The sequence below is a fragment of the Micromonospora sp. NPDC048909 genome (genome assembly GCF_040649635.1).
In the GTDB taxonomy this organism is placed as follows: domain Bacteria; phylum Actinomycetota; class Actinomycetes; order Mycobacteriales; family Micromonosporaceae; genus Micromonospora.
In genome coordinates this window covers 1,006,104-1,029,618 of the sequence record NZ_JBEZFU010000001.1, presented here as the reverse complement: position 1 = coordinate 1,029,618, position 23,515 = coordinate 1,006,104, and the positions used below count along the sequence as shown (strand labels likewise).

Sequence of the window (23,515 nt, the reverse complement as noted above, 5' to 3'; positions counted from 1 at the left end):
GTAGGCTCGCTACGACAAGCGAGCCAACCGTTGGAGAGCCGGCTATGGACACCCTGCTCATCGCCCGACTGCAGTTCGCCGCCACCACATCGATCCACTTTCTCTTCGTTGCGGTCACGCTCGGCCTGGTCACCCTGCTGGTCGGACTGCAGACCGCGTGGGTGATCACCGGCAACCAGAAGTTCGAACGGCTGACCCGGTTCTGGGGCCAGCTCTACGTGATCAACTACGTGCTCGGCATCGCCACCGGCATCGTGATGGAGTTCCAGTTCGGGCTGAACTGGAGCGGGCTGTCGCGCTACGTCGGCAACGTCTTCGGGGCCCCGCTCGCGATCGAGACCCTGGTCGCCTTCTTCCTGGAGTCCACGTTCCTCGGCATGTGGATCTTCGGGTGGCACCGGATGCGGCGCGGAGTGCACCTCGCGCTGCTCTACGGCGTCGCGCTGACCGCGTACGCGTCGGCGTTCTGGATCATGGTGGCCAACTCCTGGCTGCAGAACCCGGTCGGCTACGAACTGCGCGACGGCGTCGCCCACCTCACCGACTTCGGGGCGCTGCTCACCAACCCCAGCCTTGGCATGGCGTTCGGCCACGTGGTCTCGGCGTCCCTGCTGGTCGGCGGGATGCTGATGGCAGCGGTGAGCGCCTGGCACCTGATCCGGCGCACCGCCGACCACGCGCTCTTCCGTACCTCACTGCGGATCGGCCTGGTCACCGCGGCACTGGCCGTCACCCTGGTGCAGGGCTTCGGCTTCGCCCAGTTCGGCCCGGTCGGCGCCGTGCAGCCGACCAAGTTCGGCGCCGGCCCCGAGGCCGACGCGCTGGTCGCCGAGTGGACCACGCGGTTCGGCCCCGGCGACTACACCCCACCGGTGCTGGCCAGCGTCGGGCTCGGCTTCATGATCCTGATCGGCTTCGGCCTCGGCCTGCTCTGGCTGTTGGTGCCGCTGATCTGGCGCGATTGGATCATCCGCCTGCGCTTCCCGCTCTGGCTGCTGCTGCTCGCCCTGCCGGTGCCCTTCGTCGCGGTGATCCTCGGCTGGATCTCCCGGGAGGTCGGCCGCCAGCCCTGGGTCGCGTACGGACTGCTCCCGGTCGACCAGGCGGTCTCCCCGGTCGGCGCACCGGTGATGCTCACCTCGCTGATCGGATTCAGCCTGCTGCTCGGCACTCTCGCCGTTACCAACTGGGTGCTGCTCGCCCGGCACGCCGCGCGCGGCGCCCACGACCCGGCCCTCGGTCGGCCGCCGGGAGAGCCCGCCGACCTCGCCCCCACACCCGCCCTCGCCTAGGAGCCGACCATGGAACTCGCCTGGTACGCCCTGCTCGGCCTCTTCTTCGCCAGCTACCTGGTGCTCGGCGGCTACGACTACGGCGTCGGCCTGCTGCTCGCCCGCGAGACCGACCCCGGCCGCCGCCGGGCGGCGCTCAACGCCGTCGGTCCGTTCTTCCTCGGCAACGAGGTCTGGCTGGTGGCCGCCGTCGGCATCCTCTTCGGCGCCTTCCCGCTGCTCGAGGGGGAACTGCTCGCCGGGTTCTACCCGGCGGTGCTCGGCGCGCTCGCCGGGGTGATCCTGGTGACCGCCGGGGTGCAGCTGCGCAGCCGCCCCACCGGTCAGCGGGCCCGCAACGGGTGGGACCGGGTGGTCGTCGCCGGCAGCGCGCTCGCCGCGCTCGGCTGGGGCGCCGTGCTGGCCGGGCTGCTCCAGGGCGTACCGCTGCACAGCGACGGGCACGTCGCCGGGCTGACCCACGTCTTCACCCCGTTCGTCGCCGCGGCCGGGCTGGCCGTGCTCGCCCTGATCGCGCTGCACGGTGCGACCTTCCTCACCCTCCGGCTGCCGGAAGCGGACGCGCTCGTGGTCGGCCGGCTGGCCCGCCGGCTGATCCCGGTGGCGCTCGCCGCGATCGGCTTGGCGACCGTCGCCGGGCTGCTCTCCGAGCGGGTACGCGCCACCGCGCAACGACCGCTGGCCGGCGTACTGCTGCCGGTGCTGCTGGTCGCGGCGCTGCTGGTGGCCCGCGCGGCGCTCGCGCGACGGCGGCCCGGGCTGGCCTTCGCCGCCACCGCGGTGACCCTGGCCCTGCCGGTGGCCCTGGTCGGCGCCACCCTCTGGCCCTACGTGCTGGTCTCCACCACCGATCCGGGCGCGTCACTGACCGTGGCCGACGCGGCGGCCAGCGCACCCACCCTGCGCCTGCTGGGCTGGCTGGCGCTACCGCTCCTGCCGGCCCTACTAGGCTTCCAGCTGATGTGTTGGTGGGTGTTCCGGGGACGGACGGACGGCAGGGCACCGGTGTACTGGTGAACCGCCGCCCCTTCGACCCACGTCTGCTGCGTCGGGTCCCCGCGGCCCGCCGCGACCTCGCCCTGCTCGCACTCCTCGGCGTGGCCGCCGCGGCGCTGGTCGTCGCGCAGGCCACCGCCCTGGCCATGCTGCTCGCCACCGCGTTCGGCGGCCGGCTGGACCGCCCCGCCCTGGGCGGCTTCGTGGCCACCGTCGCCGCCCGGGCGCTGCTCGTCTGGGCGCAGGGCACGGTGGCCGCCCGGGTGGCCGCGACGGTCAAGGCCGCGCTGCGCACGGACCTGCTCGGCGCGGTCGGCCGGCACGGGCCAGGGTGGGTCGCCGGGCAGCGGGCCGGGCAGCTCGCCACCCTGGCCGGGCGTGGGCTGGACGCGTTGGACGCCTACTTCACCGGCTACCTGCCCCAGCTCGTGCTCAGCGTCACCGTCCCGGTGGCCGTGCTGGCCCGGATCGGCCTGGCCGACTGGAGTTCGGCGGTGATCATCGCGCTGACCCTGCCGCTGATCCCGATCTTCGGGGCGCTGCTCGGCTGGCAGGCGCAGGCCGCCACCGAGCGGCAGTGGCGGCGACTCTCCCTGCTCGGCGGGCACTTCCTGGACATGGTCGCCGGGCTGCCCACGCTGCGGGCCTTCGGCCGGGCCCGAGCGCAGGTCGACGTGGTCCGCCGGATGGCCGACGGGCACCGGGCCGCCACCATGAAGACGCTGCGCATCGCCTTCCTCTCCGCCCTGGTGCTGGAGCTGGTCGCCACCCTCTCGGTGGCCCTGGTGGCGGTGCCGGTCGGCATCCGGCTGCTCGGCGGCGGGCTCGCCCTGCAGACCGCGCTCCTGGTGCTGCTGCTCACCCCGGAGGCGTACCTGCCGCTGCGAGCGGCCGGCAGCCGTTTCCACGCCAGCATGGAGGGGCTCAGCGCGCTGAACGACGCGTTCGAGGTGCAGACCGGGGCGCCGGCCCCGGGCGGGCCGGCTGCGCGCCTCGTCCCGGACGGGAGGGGCGAGATCCGGTTCGAGTCGGTGACCGTGGCGTACGAGCGGACCACCGCGCTGCGCGACGTGACGCTGACCATCCGGCCCGGCGAGCGGATCGCGATCATCGGTCCGAGCGGGGCGGGCAAGAGCACCCTGCTCGGGCTGCTGCTCGGCTTCGTCACCCCGACCAGCGGGCGGGTGACCGTCGGCGGAGTCGACCTGGCCGACGCCGACCCCGACGCGTGGCGCCGGCAGCTGGCCTGGGTGCCGCAGCGCGCGCACCTCTTCGCCGCCTCGCTGGCCGACAACATCCGGCTCGGCGCCGCCGACACCCCCGCCGAGACGCTCGCCGGGGCCGTGCACGGCGCGGCCCTCGACGAGGTGGTCGCCGGGCTGCCCGACGGGCTGGGCACGATGCTCGGCGAGCGGGGGCACGGCCTCTCCAGCGGGCAGCGGCAGCGGGTCGCGCTGGCCCGGGCCTTCCTCCGGGACGCCCCGGTGGTGCTGCTCGACGAGCCGACCGCCCGGCTGGACAGCGCCTCGGAGGCGGTGGTGCTCGCCGCGACCCGGCGGCTGGTCACCGGCCGCACCGCACTGCTGGTCGCGCACCGCCCGGCGCTGCTCGACGACGCCGACCGGATCCTGCGGATCGAGGACGGCCGGGTCACCGAGCTGACCCCGGCGCCCACCGGGAAGGCGACCCGATGACCGACGCGCCGCGATCCGACTCCGCACCGCCACCGACCGGGCCGGGCGGGTCCGGCCGGGCCGAGCGGACCGTGCTGCGGCTGGCCCGGCCGTACCTGAACCGGCTGGTCGGCGCCGGGTTGCTCGCCGCCGCCACCGAACTCGCCGGGCTGGCCCTGATGGCGACCGCGACCTGGCTGCTGATGAGCGCCGCCGGGCGGCCGCCGCTGGACCGGCTGACGGTGGCCATCGTCGCCGTCCGGGCCCTGGCGATCAGCCGTGGCGTGTTCCGCTACACCGAACGGTTGGCCGGGCACGACGCCGTGCTCCGGATGATCACCGACGTCCGGGCCCGGGTCTTCGCCAGCCTCGCCGCGCGGCAGGCTGCCCCGCCCCGCACCGGCGACGCGCTGAGTCGCCTGGTCTCCGACGTCGAGGCGGTCCAGGACCTGCTGCTGCGGGTGCTCGTCCCGGCCTCGGCGGCGGTGCTGGTCAGCGTGCTCGCGGTGGGCGGGGCCGCGCTGATCTCGCCGCCCGCCGCCGGCGCGCTCGCCGTGGGACTGCTGGTCGCCGGGGTGGCACTGCCCGCACTGGCCACCGCGCTGACCCGGCGCAGCGCCGACGAACTGGCGCCACTGCGCGGGGCGCTGGCCGCCGACGCGATCGACCTGACCCACGGCGCCGCCGACCTCGCCGCGTTCGGGGCCACCGACTCCGCGCTGCGCGCGGCGACCGGGCGCGCCCAGCGGCTGGCCCGACTGGAGCGCCGGCTCGCCGCCGCCGGCTTCGCGGTGGACGCGGCCGGCACCCTCGTCGCCGGCCTCACCGCCGGCGCGGTGGTGCTGGTCGCGTTGGCCGCGGAGGTGCCCGGCGTGCTGGTCGGCGTCCTGGCCGTCGGCACGCTCGCCGCGGTCGAGATCACGCTGGCGCTGGTCGGGGCGGCCCGGCAGTGGACCCAGCTCCGGGCCGGACTGGCCCGGGTCGCCGCCCTGCTCGGTGACGTCGACTCCGCACCCGCCGGCCCGACGCCGGCCACATCGCCGACGGGCGGGCCGGCCCGACCCGAGGACGGGCGGGCGCAGCCGGCCTCGCCCGTGGTTGGACCGCACGACGTGCGCTTCGACGAGGTGACCGTCCGGTACCGCACCGGCGCCGTGCCGGCGCTCGACCGGCTCAGCCTCGACCTGCCCGCCGGCCGCCGGGTCGCGGTGGTCGGCCCGAGCGGTGCGGGCAAGAGCACCCTGGCCGCCGTCCTGACCGGCGCGGTGCGCCCCGCGTCCGGTCGGGTCATCGTGGACGGGCGGGACCTGGCGACCTACTCCGAGGACGAGCTGCCCCGCGCGGTCGGCGGGCTGCTCGCCGAGGCGTACGTCTTCCACGCCTCGGTCCGGGAGAACCTGCTGCTCGGCCGACCGGGCGCCGGCGAGGACGAACTGGCCGCCGCGACCGCGGCGGCCGGGCTGCTGGACTGGGTACGGGCACAGCCCGCCGGCTGGGACACCGTGGTCGGCGAGGAGGGCGGGCAGCTCTCCGGCGGGCAGCGCCAGCGGTTGGCCCTGGCCCGCGCGCTGCTGGCCGCGCCGGCCGTGCTGGTGCTCGACGAACCGACCGAAGGGCTGGACCCGGCCGCCGCCGACGCCGTGCTCGCCTCGGTGCTGGCCGCGACCCCGGCGGGGCACTCGGTGCTGCTGATCAGCCACCGGCTCAGCGGGCTGGCCGGGCTGGACGAGATCGTGGTCCTCGACGCCGGCCACGTGGTGCAGCGGGGCCGGCACGCCGCCCTGATCGCCAGCCCCGGCTGGTACCGGGACCAGTGGCTCATCCAGGAGGCGGCGGAGCGCGGCTACCTGGCCCTGGCGCCCTGACCGGTCTCCGGGTCGGTCCAGGGTTCTCCCGGACGACGGCCGGCCGCCCGGCGTGGCAGGGTGGGGCCATGCTGCGCTGCGACGACGTCTCGGTGGAGGGCCACCTGCGGGAGTTGGCCGCCCGCCTGCACGGGCCGGCCCGGCTCAAGTCCGACCTGCTCACCGAGGCCCGGCACGGGTTGCAGGACGCCGTCGAGGCGTACCGGGCCGGCGGGCTGCCGGCGGCGGAGGCCGAGCGGCGGGCGGTGGCCGAGTTCGGCAGCCCGGCGCAGCTCCTGCCGGCGTGGCAGGCCGAACTTGCGGTGGCGGCGCTGCGCGGGCTGTCGCTGCGGGTGCTCGCGTTCGCGGCGACCCTGGCCGTCGCCGGAGACCTCACCTGGCGCGGGTCGAGCTGGAGCAGTGACGGTCCGCACCCGCCGGCCGGCTATCTCCTGCTCTCCCGGTCGGTGAGCGGCATCTGGCTGGTCGCGCTCGCCGTCGCGGTCGTCGGGCTCCTGCTGGTCACGGTGACGGCCCGCTCGGCACGGCCCGGCCCCGCCGTCCTCGCCCGGCTGGTCGGCACCGGCCTGACGGGTCTGCTCGGGCTCGGTGTGCTCGCCGGGGCGGCGCTCTTCGGCTGGTCGATCGGGCTCTGGGACGCGGCGCTCAGCTGGCCGCCGATGATCGTCGGCATGGTGCTGGCGGGCGCCGGCTACATCTGGGTGGGCCGGGCCGCGCGTGGCTGGCTGCTCGCCGCCCGCTGAGCCCGCCGGGCGGCTCAGGCGGGGGTGGGTGGAACGTCCGGGTCGAGGAAGCGGCCGACGGTGGAGCTGAACTCGCGCCAGCCCGCCCGCTCGCCGGCCAGCGCCCGACGCCCGCCGTCGGTGAGCTGGTACGTCCGCCGCTCGCGGCCGTTGACGGTGCTCCAGGTGCTGGCCACGTGTCCGGCCCGTTCCAGTCGGCGCAGCGCGGGATAGATGGTGCCGGTCGGCAGGTCGAGGTTGCCGTCGCTGCGGGCCCGCAACGCCTCGATGATGGCGTAGCCGTGCAGCGACCCCGCCTCGAGCACGGCGAGGAGCAGGGCGTCGAGGTGTCCGTGCAACGCCTGGGCCTTCATACGTAGCTACGCTACTTGTCCGGCGGCCGGACCGCCACCGGGGTGCGGGCTCAGGTGTTCCGGAGCGGCCCACTAGGGTATGTGCCCAGAGTCACTCGTCGTCGGAGACGTCGGCGGGTGGGCAGCCCGAAGCACACGGAGGTCAGCGTGGCCCGCCAGTCGCCTCAACGGCCCGACGCCGACGAGCCCGAGCTCGACGACACCACCGAGCCGGAGGAAGCCGAGACCGACGACCCGTCGGTCGCGGTCGACCGCTCGCTCTGGGACGAGGTCGGCATCGACCCGGTGGAGATCGCCCTGCCCGCCGGCACCGGCTTCACCCTGCGGGCGTACCGGCCGGCCGGGGAGCTGACCCCGACCGACGTCACCGAGCGCGACCAGGACGACCCTTTCCTCGCCCGCCGCCAGGTGCTCGAGGAGGAGGACGAGGACGACGAGACCGTCGTGATCCTCGACGAGGAGCTGGCCGAGGAGTTCGCCGAGAGCGACGAGGACGCCAAGCGCCGCCGGGAGACCGCCGACTCCGACGAGGACGCCGACTCCGAGGAGGAGGCCGCCGAGGAGGCGGACGACGAGGAGGTGCCGGTCTTCCTCACCCACCGGGGCCGGCTGTTGCTCTTCAAGACCCCGGAGTCGTTGGTCAGTTTCGTCCGATCCGGTGCGCCCAACGATCTGTCCCAACTGGACAGCTGGCGGGAACTGTCCGAACGGGTGGAACCGGCCCACATCGCGCCGCTGGACGAGGACACCTACGAGCTCGACCTGGTGGTGGAGAACCTCCGCGGCGGGCACGACACGTGGGATCCGACGCTCCTGATCGAGGCCGGCGAGGTCGCCCGTGACCTGTCGTACGCGCTGCGGCTACCCGCCGTGCTCGACATGCTCTCGGCCGGCTCCAGCCTCGACGATCTGGACGAGGCGCTGCGGGCCACCGTCAACGGCGGGATCGGCGCTTTCCGGGGTCGGCGGCGGCTGAAGAAAATCGGGGCACAAACCGCAAGTCTCGGTTGGCGCACCATTGTCGGCAAGATCTCTGCGGTCGTGGACTGGCGCGACTGACCCGTACCGGGGAGCATCAGTCTCTGGCAGAGGAAAGACCTGTCCCGGGAGGAGGACGACGCCGTGGCGCTCGTGCGCGTGTACTGCGGTCTAGCCTCGGCGGATCCGGCCGACCGACCGGCCTCGGCCGGCTCGACGCTGACGTCTGCTGTGGTCGATGACGCAGGCCGTCTGCTGCATGTCTGCGAGATCGGCGACGAACCGGCGGGTTACGCCCAGCTGGTCGCGCTGCTCGTGGAGCGGTCAGGCGGGCCGAGCGGTGCGGCGATCGCCGCCGACAGCGACGACCACACGGTGACCTCGCTGCTCAGCGCGGCCGGGCGCCCGCTGGCGATCGCCGACGACGACTCGGTGGACGACTTCGCCGAGCGGTTCGCCGACGACGACTCGCTGGAGGAGATGCAGTCGCCGCCGGCCGAGCGACGGGCCGTCGGCCTGGCCCGCGCCCTGCAGGCCGGTGCGCTCTCCGCGGTCACCCTGCCCGCGCCCCGGGACCTCGCCGGCTACAAGCAGGTGCTCTCCGCACACGCCGCGCTGGCCAGCGGGCGGCACTCCGCCGCCGTCGCGCTGCGCGAGGTGCTCCGCGAGCTCTACCCGGCGGCGCTGCGCGCATACCCCGACCCGGCCGAGCCGATCCCACTGGCCGTGCTCGACGCGCTGCCGGAGCCGGGGATGCTCGGTGGCGGCGCCACCCGCGGCCGGGAGACCCCGGTCGCCGCAGACGCCATCGCCGCGCACCTCGCCGCCGACGGCGTCGCAGACGCCGACGAGATCGACGAGGCGATCACCGCACTGCGGGTCGCCATCTCCGAGACCCCTCGCCGGGCCACCGTGAACCGGGCGCTCACCTCCGCCGTTGCGGAGACCGTCCGGCAGGCGGTCGCCTCGGTCCGCGCCTGCGACGCGGGCTGCGACGCGCTGGTGGGCGCGCTCAGCTCCCGGGTCACCACGCCCGCACCGGCGCCCGGCCGCCGGGCCGCCGCCCGGCGCGGTGAGCCGGTGGAAGAGCTGGCCAATCTGGCGAACACCGGCACCGGCCTGCGGGCGGTCCGGCCGGCGAGCGCCGAGCCGCTGCCCGCCGGCGGCGGCCGCCGCAGTCGTCCGGAGCCCGTCTCCGGCGGCAACCCTCCGCTCACGCCGCGACCGCTCGGGCCGCCGCCGGTGGCACCCGCGCCGGTCACTCCGCCGCCGGTCGCACCGGCGCCGGTGGCGCCGGCCGCGATGGCCGGTCCGCCGGTGTCCGCCCCGCCCGGGCGGGCCGAGCCGACCCCGAGCCGGATCGACGGACCCACCAACCGCCCGGTCTCCGCGCCGCCACCGCCGCCGCCCGGGATCACCCCGATCGCGCCCGCGCAGCGGGGCAATGTGCCGCCCGCCGAGGCGGGTGAGCCCTTCCGGCCCACCCTGACCACCGCGGCGATCAACAACGCTCGTGCCGAGCGGCAGCGCACGGTCATCCCGCCCAGGCCGAAGACGAACGGCGCGGCGCCACCGCCCCCCACGGGCGGGTTCAGCGCCACCGACCTGAGCGTCCCGGTGCCCACGCCCCGGCCCGACCAGGAGTCCGCCGCGCCCGGATCGCGGGCCAACTGGCCGCTGGTCAACAACCCGGAGGACCCGGCCGACAGTTCGGCGAACAACCCGGTCGCCTACTCCTACGGACGCGGCGTGGACGCGCCGACCGACCCGGGGACGGGCGAGGGGCGGGTCACCCCGCCGTGGCTCGCCGACGACCTGCCGCAGGAACCGCCGATGCTGCGGCTCGTCGAGCCGCCGCCGCTGGCCGACCGGGCGCTGCGCGAGGGTGCCAACCCGCCGGCCGACCCGCAGCTGGAGACGCCACCGCTGCGGCTGGTCGACCGGTCGGACGCCGGCCGCAATGGTCGGCTCCCGAGCCGCGCCGAACGTCCGCCGGTCGAACGCCCGGCGGCCGAGCACCGCCCGCCGCCCCCGGTCGAGCACCGATCGCCCCCGGCCGAGCACCGGCCACCGCCGGTGGAGCACCGGCCGCCGCCGGTGGCGGACGAGGGTGGCGACGGCGACCTGCTGATCTTCGCGCAGGCGAAGTCCGCGTGGTTCGTCGGGCACGTCGACGAGGTGGACCTGGACTGGTCGACCACCTCCGACGCCGGCTGGCAGGCGGCCGAGCAGGCCGCCCGCCCGGCGGTCGGTGCGGAGACCACGGCCGGGCTGCCCAAGCGGGTGCCGCAGGCCAACCTGGTGCCCGGTTCGCCGCTACGGGAGGAGCGCCCGCTGCGGATCGTGCGGGACGCCGCGAGCCTTGCCGAGAACACCACCGGCTACTTCCGCGGCTGGCGCCGTGGGCAGGAGATCGGCGGTTTCGCGGTGGGCGGCCGCCCCGGGCGGGAGGCCGCGGGTGGCTGGGACTTCAGCCGCGACCACGGTGACCGCGACGACGACCGGGAGTACGAGTACCGCTCCGCCGGTTACCGTTCCTGACCCCGGCGACCCGACCTGCCCCTGAGCCCCTGTACGCCCCCGGTGGATTGCACACCGGGCGGCGGCAGGGGCTCTCGGCTCTGGGTGGACGCTCGCGGCGGTACGGCCCGCCCTGCCGGCCGCTGGCGTCGGTGTGGCCGCCGGGCGCGCTCAGTCCACGGCACGGGCACACCGGCGGCACCGCCGCGGCATGGCCATCCCGCCCCGGGCGTCGCCAGCCGGCAGGCACCCGGGCGGGCGCGCCGGCTGGCGGGCGTGCGGCGGCGTCGGGGCGCGCCCGGACAGCGACAAACGCCCGGTGGCAGCCGAAGCCGCACCGGGCGTGTCGACGGGCCTGTCAGGCGGGCGCGACCGCGCGGGTACGACGCATGGTGAGCACGTACTCGACCAGCGAGATCAGCACGTGCTTCGTCGACTCCCGGTTTCGGGCGTCACAGGCCACCACCGGCACGTCGCTCGAGATCGCCAACGCGTCCCGGACGTCCTGCGGGTCGTGGTACTGCATCCCGTCGAAGCAGTTGATGGCCACCAGGTACGGCAGCCGCCGGTGCTCGAAGAAGTCGATCGCCGCGAAGCAGTCGGCCAGCCGGCGGGTGTCCACCAGCACGACCGCACCGATCGCCCCGCGCACCAATTCGTCCCACATGAACCAGAACCGGGTCTGACCCGGCGTACCGAACAGGTACAGGATCAGGTCACGGTCGATCGTGATGCGGCCGAAGTCCATGGCCACCGTGGTCGTCGACTTTCCCGGCACCTGCCGGTTGTCGTCGACACCCACGCCGGCAGAGGTCATGATGGCCTCGGTGGTCAGCGGCGTGATCTCCGATACCGAGCCGACCAGCGTCGTCTTGCCGACGCCGAATCCACCGGCAATAACGATCTTCGCCGACGTCACGCGCCCGCTCGGGCTCGGCGGGCGGTGCGACATGTCAGAGCCTGCGAAGTCCACTCAGCACCCTCTCCAGCAGTTCAGTGCCCACCGCGTCGTTCGAGTCGTCCAGGATGGTCGGCTCGTGGACCGCGACCAGGCCGTCCGTCGCCATGTCGGCGATGAGCACCCGGGCCACACCAAGCGGGAGCTGCATCCGCGCCGCGATCTCGGCGAGCGACTGCACGCGTCCGTCACACAGCGCGGCGATGTACTGGTGTTCGCGGCCCTGGCCGATGCTGCCGTTGGCAGCGGCCCGGCCGCGCACCGTCGTCTCGACGAGCGCCTCCAGCGCGATGTCGAGTCGGGGGCGGGTACGACCACGGGTGACGGCGTATGGACGGACCAACGCTCCTGTCGGTTCGTCACGATCGGACATGTCGCCGCTCACCTCCCTCGTACCCGGCACCGGCTCCATCCGGTGGAGCCCGTCTTGTCGTCGCTACTGCCCAGCCGACCTTGGTCAGCAGGGCGTCAGCCCAGCATTCCCGCAGCCGCTCGCGGCTGCGGGGTCAGCGCGTCGCCCACCCGGTCGACGAGCAACGCCATCTCGTAGCCGACCTGCCCGACGTCGCTGCTGCGCGCGGCGAGCACCGCGAACGACGAGCCGTCCGAGATGGACATCAGGAACAGGAAGCCATTGTCCATCTCCACGACCGTCTGCAACACCGCGCCTCCCTCGAAGCAGCGGGCCGCGCCCTGGGTCAGGCTGACCAGGCCGGACGAGATGGCCGCCAACTGGTCGGCCCGGTCACGCGGGAGATCCCTTGACGACGCGAGGAGCAGGCCGTCCGCGGAGACCGCGACCGCGTGCGCGACACCGGGTACCCGGTCGGCGAAGTTGGCGAGGAGCCAACCGAGATCCTGCGTAGTAGTCATCCTTCTTGCTCCTTCTGCCCGCTCCCGGCCACTGGGCCTGAGCCAGACTGCGAGGATTGCTGCCCTCCCGGAGTCGCCTCCGGGCTGGTCGGGTTGCTCTCCGCGGGGTTGCTACGTCCACGCTGCACACCCCGGTGGTAGGCCGAGAGCAGGCCGCGTACACCCTCCGGCGTACGCCGCTGGACGGCTGCGGCGGGCTTTTCCACCGCACCCGGCACCAACTGTGCCATCGGCGTGCGCTTCGGCAGACCCGTCGTCGTGGTGGTCTGCACCGGCACGTCGGTGGCCGCCGTGGCGGCCCGCCACCCGTCGTCGGCAGCGGTCTGCCAGCCGTTGCTCTGCTGCTGGGGCCGGCGGGTGGGCAGGCTCTCGGCGATCGTGGGCCGGCTGCCCCCGTTCGCGGTCGAGCCGTTCCCCCGTGGCGCCCCTCCGGCCGTCGGAGTCTCTGCCATCGGTGCGTTACCTGTCGTCCCGGGTGGTGTCTTCTGGACGGCCCGGCCGGTGTCGTCCACTGCGGCGAACTGCTGCGTCGTGGCGCCGTTCGCCGCCGCCGGCTGTGCGGGTTTCGCCGACTCCTCCGACCCCCGCCGAGCGGTACGGAACCAGGCCGACTCGAGCTCCCGGAAGATCGGCAGCTCCATCGTCTCGTCCGCGTAACGCTGCCGGTTCTGGGCCTGCGGGGGCGGCGTGGGTCGGCTCTGCGCCTGCGGCGCGGCCGGCGCGGGAGCCGGCGTCGGCGCGGCCGACGGCTGGCTCTCGGTACCGGGCCGCGGCACCCGCGGCAGCTCGGTGGTCATGTCCAGGGCCGCGGCGAGGCGCTCGGGCACCGGGGGCGTCGCGGCGTCCCGTTCGGCACCGGCGACCGGCGGCCAGACCGGCGGCGCTGCGGCGCTCGAGGCCGGCCGCGACGGCAGCTGGTTCGCCGGCGGCGCGGAGTAGGGCTGCCCGGCCGGCGGGGCCGAGTAGGGCTGCCCGGCCGGCGGGGCCGAGTACGGCTGCCCCGAGTAGGGCTGCCCGGAGTACGGCTGCGCGGAGACCGGCGGCGCCGAGTAGGGCTGCGCCGAGACCGGCGGGCCGGCGTACGGCGACGCCGAGGTCGGCGGGCCGGCGTAGGGCGAGGCGGACGTCGGCGGACCGGCGTACGGCGACACGGAGACCGGCGGACCCGAGAACGGTTGCGCCGAGACCGGCGAGCCGGAGACCGGACCGCCCGAGATCGGCGGCAGCGGCGGCGCGGAGACCGGCGGCGGCGAGTAGGACCCGGCCTCCGGGCTGCTCGGCAGCTGCCGCGGGATGTTCGGCTGCTGGCCGGTGGCCGGCTCGGCCTCACCGTTGTTGCGCCGCTGCGGCAGCGGGTCGATCGGCTGGCCGTTGGCGTTACGCGGGGTGAACGGGCTGGCCGCGTTGGCGCCGGCCGCACCGGTGAGGTCCGACCAGGCCGGCATGGCGGGGACCGAGCCGGCTGCTGCCGGGGTGCCCGCGCCGTTGCGCGACGCCGGGTCGAACGGGCGACCGCCGAGGGTCACCTGGTTGCCGGACTCGCTCTGTCGAGCGCCCAACGCGGGCAACGCGCCGAAGGACGGCGTGGGGCTGGCCGTGGGCGGCGGGCCGCCGGCGGAGGCGGGCAGCGCCGGGGCGCCCTGCGCCCGCCCGGCGAGCGCACGAGGCACCAGGACCGAGGTGGGCAGCGTCACGTCGGCGACGGTCCCCCGGTCGGAGCCGGGGCGCAGCTCGACCCGGACGCCGTGCCGGGCCGCCAGTCGGGCGACCACGACCAGGCCCATCATCCGGGAGACGGCCACGTCCACCTGCGGCGGCGTGGCCAGCCGCTCGTTGAGCTCGTGCAGCTGGTCGCCGCTGATCCCGATGCCGCGGTCCTCGACGTAGAGCGAGGCACGGTCGCCGACCCGACGGGCCTCGACCATCACCTGGGAGTCCGGCGGCGAGAAGGCGGTGGCGTTGTCGAAGAGCTCGGCGACCAGGTGCACCAGGTCGTTGACCGCGTGGGCGGCGACCTCGATGTCCCGGTCGATCACGCCGAACTCGATCCGGGTGTAGTGCTCGACCTCGGACTGGGCGGCGCGCAGCACGTCGATCAGCGCGGCCGGCTCCCGCTGGACACGGGTGGAGTCGGCACCGGCGAGCACCAGCAGGTTCTCGTCGTTGCGCCGCATCCGGGTGGCCAGGTGGTCGAGCTGGAACAGCTCGGCCAGCCGGTCCGGGTCCTCCTCGCCGCGCTCCAGCCGGTCGAGGTGCCCGATCAGGCGGTCGACCAGGATCTGCGAGCGGCGGGCGAGGTTGACGAACATCGTCGCGACGGAGGCGCGCAGCGCCGCCTGCTCGGCGGCGGTGCGGACGGCTTCCAGGTGGACGGCGTTGAACGCCTCGGTCACCTGGCCGAACTCGTCCTTGCTGCGCACCGGCAGCGGCTCGGCGATCTGGTTGGCCAGCTGCGCCGGGGAGAGCTGGCCGGTGACCTGCGGGTCACGCAGTCGGGCCACGGCCTGCGGGAGGCCGTACTGGGCCACGGAGAGGGCGCCCTGGCGCAGGTCGCGCAGCGACCGGGCCATCGAGCGGGCGACGAGGTAGGCGAAGAGGATGGCCAGCAGCAGCATGACGAGCAGCAGGCCGGTCTCCAGGAACACCTGCCGCTGCACGTCGGAGCGGATCTCGTCGGCCCGGGTGACCACGTCGCCGTCGAGCCGCGACTCCACCGTACGGATCAGCTTGGCGTTCGCGACCATGGCGGAGTCCCACTGGTCGGGCCCGAACGGGGCGCCGGCCATGCTGCCGGAGGTGTTGCCGTCGAGCCAGCCGGTGTAGGTCTCGGCCTCCCGCCGGTCGCCACCGGCGATGGTCTGGTCGTGGAACCGAGCCTCGTCCGGGCTCGCCACCGCCTTGAAGCTCTGCACGGCCTGGTCCGAGCCGGTGCCGCTGGCGATGTAGTCCTTACGCAGCGTCGGGGTCAGCTGCTTCTGCGCCAACGCCCGGTGTACCACCACCCGGCGCAGGGAGAGGAACTCCTTCTCCCGCGCCACGGCGGCGGCGGCCCGCATCCGGTCGCTCAGGTCGTTGTCGCCGGCGAGCTGGGTGGCCGAGTCGCGGATGGCGAGCAGGTTGGTGATCACCGACTCGTACGACTGGGTCGCGTCGACCGGCGTGAGCTTGTTGTTGTAGACCTGGCTGCGGGTGCCCGGCAGATCGGTGAGGCTTTGGTCGATCTGGTCCAGCAGGGTCTCGAGGCTGCCCGGCAGATCGTCGATCGACGACCGCTGGGAGAGGTAGGGCCCCTTCGACTGGTCCACCCGGGAGTTGACCCGCCGGTAGGCCTCCTCGTACTGCGCCTTCGCCTGCCCCTGGGGCGCGACCAGCAGCAGCACCGCGGTGGTCCGCTCGTCCTGCAGGGTGTCGATCAGATCACCCGCATAGCCGGAGAGGTTGGCCAGGTCGCCTGCCCGGTTGGCATTGTTGAGCGTCTCCAGGTGGTCGACCAGACCACTGGTGCCCACCACAACCGTGGCGATGGTCGGCACGATCATGATGAGACCGAGCTTGGACCAGATCGGCATGTCCCGGAGCCGGCTGGCCGGCCGGCCCAGCCGCGACAGGAAGGAGCCCGCCGTCTTTGGCCGTTTGCTCACGTCACCGCCCTCGCGATTACAGCTTCAGCGCGTTGCCCCGGGCAACGCCCAGCGACCGACCCGGCGGGTCGGACCCCCGAGATTCCATCACGCCGCCTCGCAAAGAGAAAGCCCAGGTTGGTACCCGCCGATGGTGTGATGAGATGTTGATGCAATTTGATAGCAGACCGTCTGGCCGGAGTTACTAAAGGTAATGAGACACCCGCACCGCGTCGTCCTGCTCGCCGGCCCTTCCGGCTCTGGAAAGTCGTACATAGCCCAACGAACCGGCCTTCCGGTGCTCTGCTTGGACGACTTCTACAAGGAGGGCGATGACCCTACGTTGCCGCGCCAAAGCGGTCAGGTGGACTGGGAGTCACCACTGTCCTGGGACGCCGAGGCGGCCGTGGAAACCATTGCCAAGCTGGCCCGGGAGGGTCGGGCGGAAGTGCCGGTTTATGCGATAGGCGCGGACCGCCGGGTGGCCACCCGGGCATTTGACATAGCCGGATCGCCACTTTTTGTGGCCGAAGGGATTTTCGCCGCCGAGATTGTCGCGGAGTGCCAACGGCGCGGGCTGCTCGCCGGGGCGTACGCCCTGCGCCGGCCGCGCGGCGCCACCTTCCTCCGCCGGCTCAGCCGCGACCTGGCCGAGCAGCGCAAGGGGCCCCGGGTGCTGCTCCGCCGGGGGTTGGCGCTGTTGCGTGCCGAGCCGGCGGTGCTGCGCCGGCAGACCGGGCTGGGCGCCGAGGCGGCCCGGGGCCGAGAGGTGCTGCGCCAGGTGGCCAGCCTGCTCGCCGGCCACCCGCAGCGCGCCGATCAGTCGAGCAGCAGCTCCGCGTAGGCCGGCTTGATCACCTCGTCGATGATCCGCAGCCGCTCGTCGAACGGGATGAAGGCGCTCTTCATCGCGTTGATGGTGAGCCACCGCAGTTCGGCCCAGCCGTAGCCGAAGGCGTCTACCAGCAGCGCCATCTCGCGGGACATCGACGTGCCGCTCATCAACCGGTTGTCGGTGTTCACCGTCACCCGGAAGCGCAGATCGCGCAGCAGCCCGATCGGATGCTCGGAGATCGAGGCCGCGGCACCGGTCTGCACGTTCGACGACGGGCAGAGCTCCAGCGGGATCCGCTTGTCCCGGACGTACGCGGCCAGCCGGCCGAGCACCGGCTCGGGCCCGGTGGTGATGTCGTCCACGATCCGTACCCCGTGGCCGAGCCGGTCCGCGCCGCACCACTGGATGGCCTGCCAGATCGACGGCAGCCCGAACGCCTCGCCGGCGTGGATGGTGAAGTGGAAGTTCTCCCGCTGGAGGTACTCGAAGGCGTCCAGGTGCCGGGTCGGCGGGAAGCCCGCCTCCGCGCCGGCGATGTCGAAGCCCACCACGCCGGCGTCCCGGTGCCGCACGGCCAGCTCGGCGATCTCCTGCGAGCGGGCGGCGTGCCTCATCGCGGTGAGCAGCGTGCCGACCCGGATCGGGGTGCCGGCCGCGGCGGCCTGGGCACTGCCCTCGGCGAAGCCGACGAGCACCGCCTCGACCACCTCGTCGAGGCTGAGGTCCCGCTCCAGGTGCTGCTCCGGGGCGAAGCGCACCTCGGCGTAGACCACCCCGTCGGCGGCCAGGTCGAGCGCGCACTCGCGGGCGACCCGGCGCAGCGCGGGCGCGGTCTGCATCACGGCGACGGTGTGCGCGAACGTCTCCAGGTAACGCTCCAGCGACCCGGAGGCAGCCGCCTCGACGAACCAGGCCCCGAGCGCCTCGGCGTCGGCCGTGGGCAGCTCGTGCCCCACCTCCGCGGCCAGCTCGACGATCGTCGCCGGCCGCAGGCCGCCGTCCAGGTGATCGTGCAGCAGCGCCTTCGGGACCTTGACGATGTCCTCGTACCGGATAGTCGCGACCATGCTCAGACCCTAGTCAGCCGCGGGCGCGACCGCGCCGGGACCGGCCGCGCCCGTTACGGGCGCCACCCGTAGACCCGTTCGACGGCGAGCCGGAGCACCAGCCGGCCGTCGGCGACCATGGCCGCCCGGTACTCCGCCCAGTCCGGGTGCTCGCCGCGGATCCGCCGGTAGACCTCGACGAGCTCCGCGACGGTGGCGTCGTCGTTCTCCGCCGCCGGTGGGCTGAGGCTCACCGTCCCCTCCGCCACCGCGTACGCCCCGCCGTCGGCGGTGGTGACGTGGAAGCTGGCCCGCGGGTCGCGGCGCAGGTTGCGGACCTTCGCCCGGTCGCCGGTGGTGGAGCAGCGGATCAACCCCGGCTCGGCCAGGTAGTCGAGGTTGGACAGCTGCGGCCGCCCGTCGCGGCGCAGGGTGACCAGCACTCCGCGCCCGCGCCCGCCGAAGAGCTCCCACAGCCGGGCGGCTCCGCCGTGATCCGGCCCGGGCGGCGATGTCGATGACATGTCATCGACCGTAGGCGGCAGTTGATGATGTGTCAACAATGTGGCTAGGATCGATGACGTGGACGAACCCCGCTGGCTCGACGAGCGGGAGGACCGGGCCTGGCGCGGCTACCGCCGGATGCGACGCCTGCTCGACCTGCATCTGGCTCGCGACCTGATGCACGACGCCGGGCTCTCCGAGCCCGACTACGACGTGCTCTCCGACCTCTCCGAGACGCCCGGCCAGCGGCTGCGGGTCAGAGAGTTGGCCGACCGGATGCTCTGGTCACGCAGCCGGCTCTCCCACCACCTGACCCGGATGCAGCAGCGCGGCCTGGTCACCCGCGAGGAGTGCCCCACGGACGCCCGAGGCGCCATCGTCGTGCTCACCCCGCAGGGCCGCCGGGCGATCGAGGCGGCCGCCCCCGGCCACGTCGCCGCCGTCCGCCGGCACCTGATCGACCTGCTCGGCCCGGACGAGATCGCCGCGCTGGCCGCGTTCAGCCACCGGGTCGTCGAGAACCTCTCCGACGCGGAGAGGTCACCACCCCGCTGACGGTGGTGCCAGCACCACCATGGACTGTCGTGCGCACACCATCGAAGCGGCCCACCGATCCACCTAGCGTCATTGCTGGGCTGACGAGCGTGGAGGCGGCGATGGGGACCACGATGACGACGGGCGTCGGCGGCGCGGCCACCGGTCACCGCTGGCCCGGTCCCCCCGGGGTCGGCGGCGAGCAGGAGCCGGTGAGCATCGCCGGTCAGGCGGTACGGGATCTCGGCCACCTCCTGGCCGGCGGGCCGGTCGCGCTCGCCGGCGGACTGCTCGCCCTCGGCGCCCTCGTCGGTGCCGCGCTGAGCCCGGCCGGCATCGGGCTGCCGCTGCTCGACGGGGCGGTGACCCGGTCCCGCGCCCTCATGGACCGGCAACGCCGGCGGGTGGCGGGCGAACCGGTGGCCTCGCCGTACCGGCCCGCCACCGGGCCGGCCACCGCCCGGCTGTCAGCGCTGGTGACCGATCCGGCCACCTATCGGGACCTGCTCTTCCAGCTCGTCTACCTGCCGCTCACCGCCGTCGGGGTGCTGCTGCCGGTGGTGTGCTGGCTCGGCGCGGCGCAGGGGCTGGCCGCGCCGGTGCTGCACGGGATCCGACCCGGCCTGATCGACCCGTACGCCGGCCTGCCCGTCGACTCCCCCGCGCTGGCCGCCGTGGTCGGGCTGCTGGTGGCGTGCGTCGCGTACCGGCTGCCACGCGGCCTGGTGGAGCTGGACGCGCGGCTGACCCGGGCGCTGCTCGGGCCGACCGCCCGCCACAGCCGGGCGGCCTTCGACCCGCCGGCCGGTGGGCCTACCGTGGTCCAGGTGGAGCTACCGTGCCGATCGTGAACGCCGAGGAGTCGAAGCCGCTCCGGGGCGCGGGACCGGACCGTGATCACGGCCGGGTCCGCCCGGCACCGACCCGCCCGGACGCCTGATCATGGACGCTCGCATCCTCGACCGGCTGCGCTGCCCGGTCTGCGGCGAACCGTTGGCCGAGGCGGTCGCCGGCACCGCCCAGGCGCTGCGCTGCCCGCGCCGGCACAGCTTCGACGTGGCCCGGCAGGGCTACGTCAACCTGCTCGCCGGTCGCGCCCCGCACGTCGGCGACACCGCCGAGATGGTGGCCGCCCGCGCCGATTTCCTGGCCGCCGGGCACTACGACCTGATCTCGACCGCGCTCACCGAGGCGGCGGTGGCCGCGACGCCACCGGTCGCCGGGGCGTACCCCCTGGTGGTGGATGCCGGTGCCGGGACCGGCCGGTACCTGGCGGCGGTGCTGGCGGCGCTGCCGGACGCGGTCGGTCTGGCCCTGGACGTGTCGAAGCCGGCGCTGCGCCGGGCCGCCCGGGGCCACCCGCGGGCCGCGGCGGCGCTCGCCGACACCTGGCAGCGGCTGCCGCTCGCCGACGGCGCGGCCCACCTGCTGCTGAACGTCTTCGCGCCGCGCAACGGTCCGGAGTTCCGCCGGGTGCTGCACCCGGCCGGGGCGCTGCTCGTGGTGACCCCCGCCGAGGAACACCTCGCCGAACTGGTCGGCCCGCTCGGGCTGCTCCGAGTCGATCCGACCAAGGAGGACCGGGTGGCCGGCAGCCTCGGCGCGCAGTTCACCCGGGTGGGCGGTGCACTGCACCGGGGCGAGCTGACGCTGACCCGAACCGAGGTGGCCACGCTGGTGGGCATGGGGCCCAGCGCCTGGCACACCGACCCGGCCGGGCTGGCCAGCCGGATCGCCGCGCTGGCCGAACCGGTCCGGGTCACCGTCGCGGTCCGGCTCGCCGTGTGGCAGCCCACCCCGAGCTGACCGGCGGGGCTCAGGTGGAGAGGTCGACCTCTTCCCAGCCGGGGGGCTCGTCGTGGTACGGCCCGCGGAGGATCACCGCCCACTCCAGCGCCCACCGCCGCTGACCGATCGCGTTCGCGTCGACCAGCCCGGGCAGCGTCTTGCCGTGCCGCTCCATCTCCAGGTACGCCCAGTCCAGGCAGTAGTGCAGATCGAGCAGGGCGGCCGCGTCGGCAGGGTGTTGCGGCGCGGCGAGGATCCGGGACCGCCACTGGCCGAAGGTCTCCCCGCCGGCGATGTGCGGCATCCGCTCGACCAGCCGTTCGTCCACCGGCAGCGTCGGGTCGAGCACCTTGGTCAGGCCGAGCACCCAGGCGAGCGAGAAGAGCGCGTCGTGGTGCAGCACGAACGAGCGGTGGTCGCCCTTGCTGCCGGTGACGAACTGCCACTCCGGCGGGGTGACCATCTCGACCAGGTGCGACGCGAGCAGCCAGCTCATCGCGGCCTGCGGCGGCATCCCGAAGCAGCGGGCCAGGATCAGGTGCAGCACGGCGATCCGGGCCTCGATCTCCACCGTGGGACGCAGCTCGATCTGGTCGTCGGGCTCCCAGACGAGCGGGAACTGCGGCGGCGGCAGCGGCAGGCCCAGCCGGGACAGCTCGTCCAGGCTCGCCTCGCGCACCTCACGTGGGTCGGGGGCAGGTACGGTCACGGCGAAATTCCCTTGCTCGCGACGACTCAGCGCCGGTTGTCCCCCCTTGGCCAGGCAGGATAGCGGTCCCAGGTGGCCGACGACACGCCGCCCCGGCGCCGCGGGGTCAGCCTATCCGCTCCATCACCAACGGTGCCGTCACCGGCGCGCTCGGTGAGATCCGTACCGCGCGGGCGGCCTCGGCCAGCGCTGCGGGCAGCCGGTCGGCCTGCTCGGCGCGCAGCTCGTAGAGGGGTTCGCCGGCCCGCACCGGGTCACCCGGCCGCTTGTGCAACAGGATCCCGGCCGGCACGCTGACCGGGTCCTCCTTGCGGGCCCGGCCAGCGCCGAGCCGCCACGCGGCCACTCCCATGGCGTACGCGTCGATCGACTCGACGAACCCGTCGGCCGGCGCCGCGACCACCTCGACCTCGGGAGCGGTCGGCATCGGCGCGTCCGGGTCACCGCCCTGGGCGCGGATCATCGCCCGCCAGGAGTCCATCGCCCGGCCGTCGCGGAGCGCGGCCGCCGGGTCGGCGTCCGGCAGGCCGGCCGCGTCGAGCATCTCCCGGGCCAGGGCCAGCGTCAGTTCGACCACGTCGGCCGGACCGCCGCCGGCCAGCACCTCGACCGACTCGGTCACCTCCACCCCGTTGCCGATGGCCCGGCCGAGCGGGGTGGACATGTCGGTGAGCAGGGCGACCGTCCGTACGCCGTGCGCCCCGCCCAGCTCGACCATGGTGCGGGCCAACTCGCGGGCGTGCTCGACGGACTTCATGAACGCACCCGAGCCGACCTTGACGTCGAGCACCAGCGCGCCGGTGCCCTCGGCGATCTTCTTGCTCATGATCGAACTGGCGATCAGTGGGATCGCCTCGACGGTGCCGGTCACGTCGCGCAGCGCGTACAGCTTCCGGTCGGCCGGGGCGAGGCCGGCGCCGGCCGCGCAGATCACCGCGCCGACGTCGCGCAGCTGGTTGATGAACTCGTCGTTGCTCAGCGCCGCCCGCCAGCCCGGAATCGACTCGAGCTTGTCCAGCGTGCCGCCGGTGTGCCCGAGGCCCCGTCCGCTCAGCTGCGGCACGGCGGCGCCGCAGGCGGCCACCAGCGGGGTGAGCGGAAGCGTGATCTTGTCGCCGACCCCGCCGGTGGAGTGCTTGTCGACGGTCGGCCGGTCGACGGCCGAGAGGTCCAGCCGTTCTCCGCTGGCGATCATCGCGGCGGTCCACCGGGCGATCTCCGGGCCGGTCATCCCGCGCAGCAGGATCGCCATGGCCAGCGCCGACATCTGCTCGTCGGCCACCACGCCCCGGGTGTACGCGTCGACCACCCAGTCGATCTGCGCGTCCGACAGCACCCCGCCGTCCCGCTTCGCCCGAATGACATCAACCGCCGCAAACTCACTCATCACAAAAGATCTTTCCTAGTCGAATGGCAGAACCGGCCAACGGAACGTGCCCACGGGGGACGGGGCCGACCGCGCCCGGCGGAGGGATCAAGCCTGACCGCCCGGAGCCGGGCGCGGTCGGCCCCGGCCCTGAAGCTCAGCCACCCCAGCGGCTAGGGATCTCCATCGGCGGCTCACCCTCGCCGGCCCAGAAGATGCCGCCGTTCGCGTCGACGACCACCACCCGGGGCGTACGGGCCAGCCCCCAGGTGATCGCCTCAGCCGGGTCGTCCCAGCTCGGGCCCTCCTCCAGCACCCCGGTCTCGGCCTGCGCGTCGTCCCCGGCGGACCGCTCCCAGTACGCCGTCCAAACCTGCTGGCCGGCGTTGAGGTCGGCGTGCACGAAGACCGTGCCCCGGCCCCGCCAGGCGGCCAGCCGCTCCGGCACCACCGGTAGCGGGGTCTCCCCGATCACCGCGTCCAGGTCTTCCACCCCGAACGCGTGCGGCAGCAGCTCGGCCATCCGCAGCGGGCGACCCTTCGTCTCGACCAGGCACTCCGGGCCGCCGTTCTCCCAGAGCAGCTGCCGGCACCGGCCGCAGGGCATCAGCGGCTCGCCGGTCGCGTCCACGCAGGAGAGCGCGACCAGCCGGCCGCCGCCGGTGGCGTGCAGCGAGGAGACCACGCCGCACTCGGCGCAGAGCACGACGCCGTACGCGGCGTTCTCCACGTTGCAGCCGACCACCACCCGGCCGTCGTCGACCAGGGCGGCCGCCCCGACGGGAAACTTCGAGTACGGGGCGTACGCGTGCCGCATCACCTCGACGGCGGCGGCGCGCAGTTGGGTCCAGTCGATCTCCAT

21 protein-coding genes are annotated in these 23,515 nt (G+C 74.4%); 11 read left to right on the top strand and 10 right to left on the bottom strand.

All coding sequences use genetic code 11. The features are described from left to right. The first annotated feature begins 44 nt into the window (after positions 1–44). From AB0C04_RS04985 to AB0C04_RS04965, 5 genes are all read left to right on the top strand, one after another. Positions 45–1,292, top strand: a complete 1,248-nt coding sequence (locus AB0C04_RS04985) for a cytochrome ubiquinol oxidase subunit I (RefSeq protein ID WP_357048390.1) — start codon at positions 45–47, stop codon at positions 1,290–1,292. A gap of 9 nt (positions 1,293–1,301) precedes the next feature. Further along, positions 1,302–2,309: a cytochrome d ubiquinol oxidase subunit II gene (locus AB0C04_RS04980; protein WP_357048387.1), complete on the top strand. Its 1,008-nt coding sequence runs from the start codon at positions 1,302–1,304 to the stop codon at positions 2,307–2,309. Then, complete coding sequence (cydD, locus tag AB0C04_RS04975; RefSeq protein ID WP_357048384.1) at positions 2,306–3,982, top strand: thiol reductant ABC exporter subunit CydD; 1,677 nt, start codon at positions 2,306–2,308, stop codon at positions 3,980–3,982. Before AB0C04_RS04980 ends, cydD begins: the two co-directional genes overlap by 4 nt. Then, positions 3,979–5,826 (top strand): thiol reductant ABC exporter subunit CydC, encoded by a 1,848-nt coding sequence (gene cydC, locus AB0C04_RS04970; RefSeq protein WP_357048381.1) that lies wholly within the window; start codon positions 3,979–3,981, stop codon positions 5,824–5,826. The genes cydD and cydC overlap by 4 nt, the downstream gene beginning before the upstream one ends. A 68-nt stretch (positions 5,827–5,894) precedes the next feature. After that, positions 5,895–6,569, top strand: coding sequence for a permease prefix domain 1-containing protein (locus tag AB0C04_RS04965; RefSeq protein ID WP_357048377.1), 675 nt, complete (start codon positions 5,895–5,897; stop codon positions 6,567–6,569). 14 nt (positions 6,570–6,583) lie between these two features. On the opposite strand, the gene AB0C04_RS04960 is transcribed toward AB0C04_RS04965, so the two are convergent. Further along, positions 6,584–6,922 (bottom strand): helix-turn-helix transcriptional regulator, encoded by a 339-nt coding sequence (locus AB0C04_RS04960; protein ID WP_357048374.1) that lies wholly within the window; start codon positions 6,920–6,922, stop codon positions 6,584–6,586. A gap of 117 nt (positions 6,923–7,039) precedes the next feature. Between AB0C04_RS04960 and AB0C04_RS04955 the strand changes: the two genes are divergently transcribed. Together AB0C04_RS04955 and AB0C04_RS04950 are read left to right on the top strand one after the other, a co-directional pair. After that, complete coding sequence (locus tag AB0C04_RS04955) at positions 7,040–7,981, top strand: DNA primase (protein ID WP_357048371.1); 942 nt, start codon at positions 7,040–7,042, stop codon at positions 7,979–7,981. A gap of 39 nt (positions 7,982–8,020) precedes the next feature. After that, on the top strand, positions 8,021–10,441 hold the full coding sequence (locus AB0C04_RS04950) for a transposase (protein ID WP_357049133.1): 2,421 nt from the start codon (positions 8,021–8,023) through the stop codon (positions 10,439–10,441). Between the two features lie 337 nt (positions 10,442–10,778). Here AB0C04_RS04950 and AB0C04_RS04945 read toward each other — a convergent pair whose 3' ends face one another. From AB0C04_RS04945 to AB0C04_RS04930, 4 genes are all read right to left on the bottom strand, one after another. Continuing rightward, positions 10,779–11,372 carry an ATP/GTP-binding protein gene (locus tag AB0C04_RS04945; protein WP_350867432.1) on the bottom strand — a complete coding sequence of 198 codons (594 nt, stop codon included), beginning with the start codon at positions 11,370–11,372 and terminating at the stop codon, positions 10,779–10,781. Position 11,373: 1 nt separating this feature from the next. Further along, positions 11,374–11,751 (bottom strand): DUF742 domain-containing protein, encoded by a 378-nt coding sequence (locus AB0C04_RS04940; protein ID WP_350868772.1) that lies wholly within the window; start codon positions 11,749–11,751, stop codon positions 11,374–11,376. Between the two features lie 95 nt (positions 11,752–11,846). Next, complete coding sequence (locus AB0C04_RS04935) at positions 11,847–12,251, bottom strand: roadblock/LC7 domain-containing protein (protein ID WP_030329023.1); 405 nt, start codon at positions 12,249–12,251, stop codon at positions 11,847–11,849. Next, on the bottom strand, positions 12,248–15,892 hold the full coding sequence (locus AB0C04_RS04930) for a nitrate- and nitrite sensing domain-containing protein (RefSeq protein ID WP_357048366.1): 3,645 nt from the start codon (positions 15,890–15,892) through the stop codon (positions 12,248–12,250). The genes AB0C04_RS04935 and AB0C04_RS04930 overlap by 4 nt, the downstream gene beginning before the upstream one ends. Positions 15,893–16,394: 502 nt before the next feature. Here AB0C04_RS04930 and AB0C04_RS04925 point away from each other — a divergent pair. Next, positions 16,395–16,715: a hypothetical protein gene (locus AB0C04_RS04925; protein WP_350867436.1), complete on the top strand. Its 321-nt coding sequence runs from the start codon at positions 16,395–16,397 to the stop codon at positions 16,713–16,715. On the opposite strand, the gene AB0C04_RS04920 is transcribed toward AB0C04_RS04925, so the two are convergent. After that, entirely contained in the window at positions 16,691–17,773 is a 1,083-nt protein-coding gene (locus AB0C04_RS04920; RefSeq protein ID WP_357048361.1) for an adenosine deaminase, read from the bottom strand. The two genes, AB0C04_RS04925 and AB0C04_RS04920, sit on opposite strands and share 25 nt — an antisense overlap. Before the next feature lie 53 nt (positions 17,774–17,826). Continuing rightward, a complete protein-coding gene (locus AB0C04_RS04915) occupies positions 17,827–18,276 on the bottom strand; it encodes a PPOX class F420-dependent oxidoreductase (RefSeq protein ID WP_357048358.1) in 450 nt (149 codons plus the stop codon). A 58-nt stretch (positions 18,277–18,334) separates the two neighbouring features. On the opposite strand from AB0C04_RS04915, the gene AB0C04_RS04910 reads away from it, so the two are divergent. From AB0C04_RS04910 to AB0C04_RS04900, 3 genes are all read left to right on the top strand, one after another. Then, positions 18,335–18,811, top strand: coding sequence for a MarR family transcriptional regulator (locus AB0C04_RS04910; protein WP_357048355.1), 477 nt, complete (start codon positions 18,335–18,337; stop codon positions 18,809–18,811). Between the two features lie 101 nt (positions 18,812–18,912). Continuing rightward, the gene (locus AB0C04_RS04905; RefSeq protein WP_357048352.1) at positions 18,913–19,641 is read left to right on the top strand and encodes a sensor domain-containing protein; all 729 of its coding nucleotides are present in this window, start codon (positions 18,913–18,915) and stop codon (positions 19,639–19,641) included. A 91-nt stretch (positions 19,642–19,732) separates the two neighbouring features. Next, entirely contained in the window at positions 19,733–20,596 is an 864-nt protein-coding gene (locus AB0C04_RS04900; protein WP_357048349.1) for a putative RNA methyltransferase, read from the top strand. 10 nt (positions 20,597–20,606) lie between these two features. Here the strand turns inward: AB0C04_RS04900 and AB0C04_RS04895 are convergent, their stop codons facing one another. The 3 genes from AB0C04_RS04895 to AB0C04_RS04885 form a co-directional block, all read right to left on the bottom strand. After that, positions 20,607–21,287, bottom strand: a complete 681-nt coding sequence (locus AB0C04_RS04895; RefSeq protein WP_357048346.1) for a DUF4272 domain-containing protein — start codon at positions 21,285–21,287, stop codon at positions 20,607–20,609. Between the two features lie 106 nt (positions 21,288–21,393). Next, positions 21,394–22,674 (bottom strand): thymidine phosphorylase, encoded by a 1,281-nt coding sequence (locus tag AB0C04_RS04890; protein WP_357048343.1) that lies wholly within the window; start codon positions 22,672–22,674, stop codon positions 21,394–21,396. A 136-nt stretch (positions 22,675–22,810) separates the two neighbouring features. Next, positions 22,811–23,515 carry a cytidine deaminase gene (locus AB0C04_RS04885; RefSeq protein WP_357048339.1) on the bottom strand — a complete coding sequence of 235 codons (705 nt, stop codon included), beginning with the start codon at positions 23,513–23,515 and terminating at the stop codon, positions 22,811–22,813.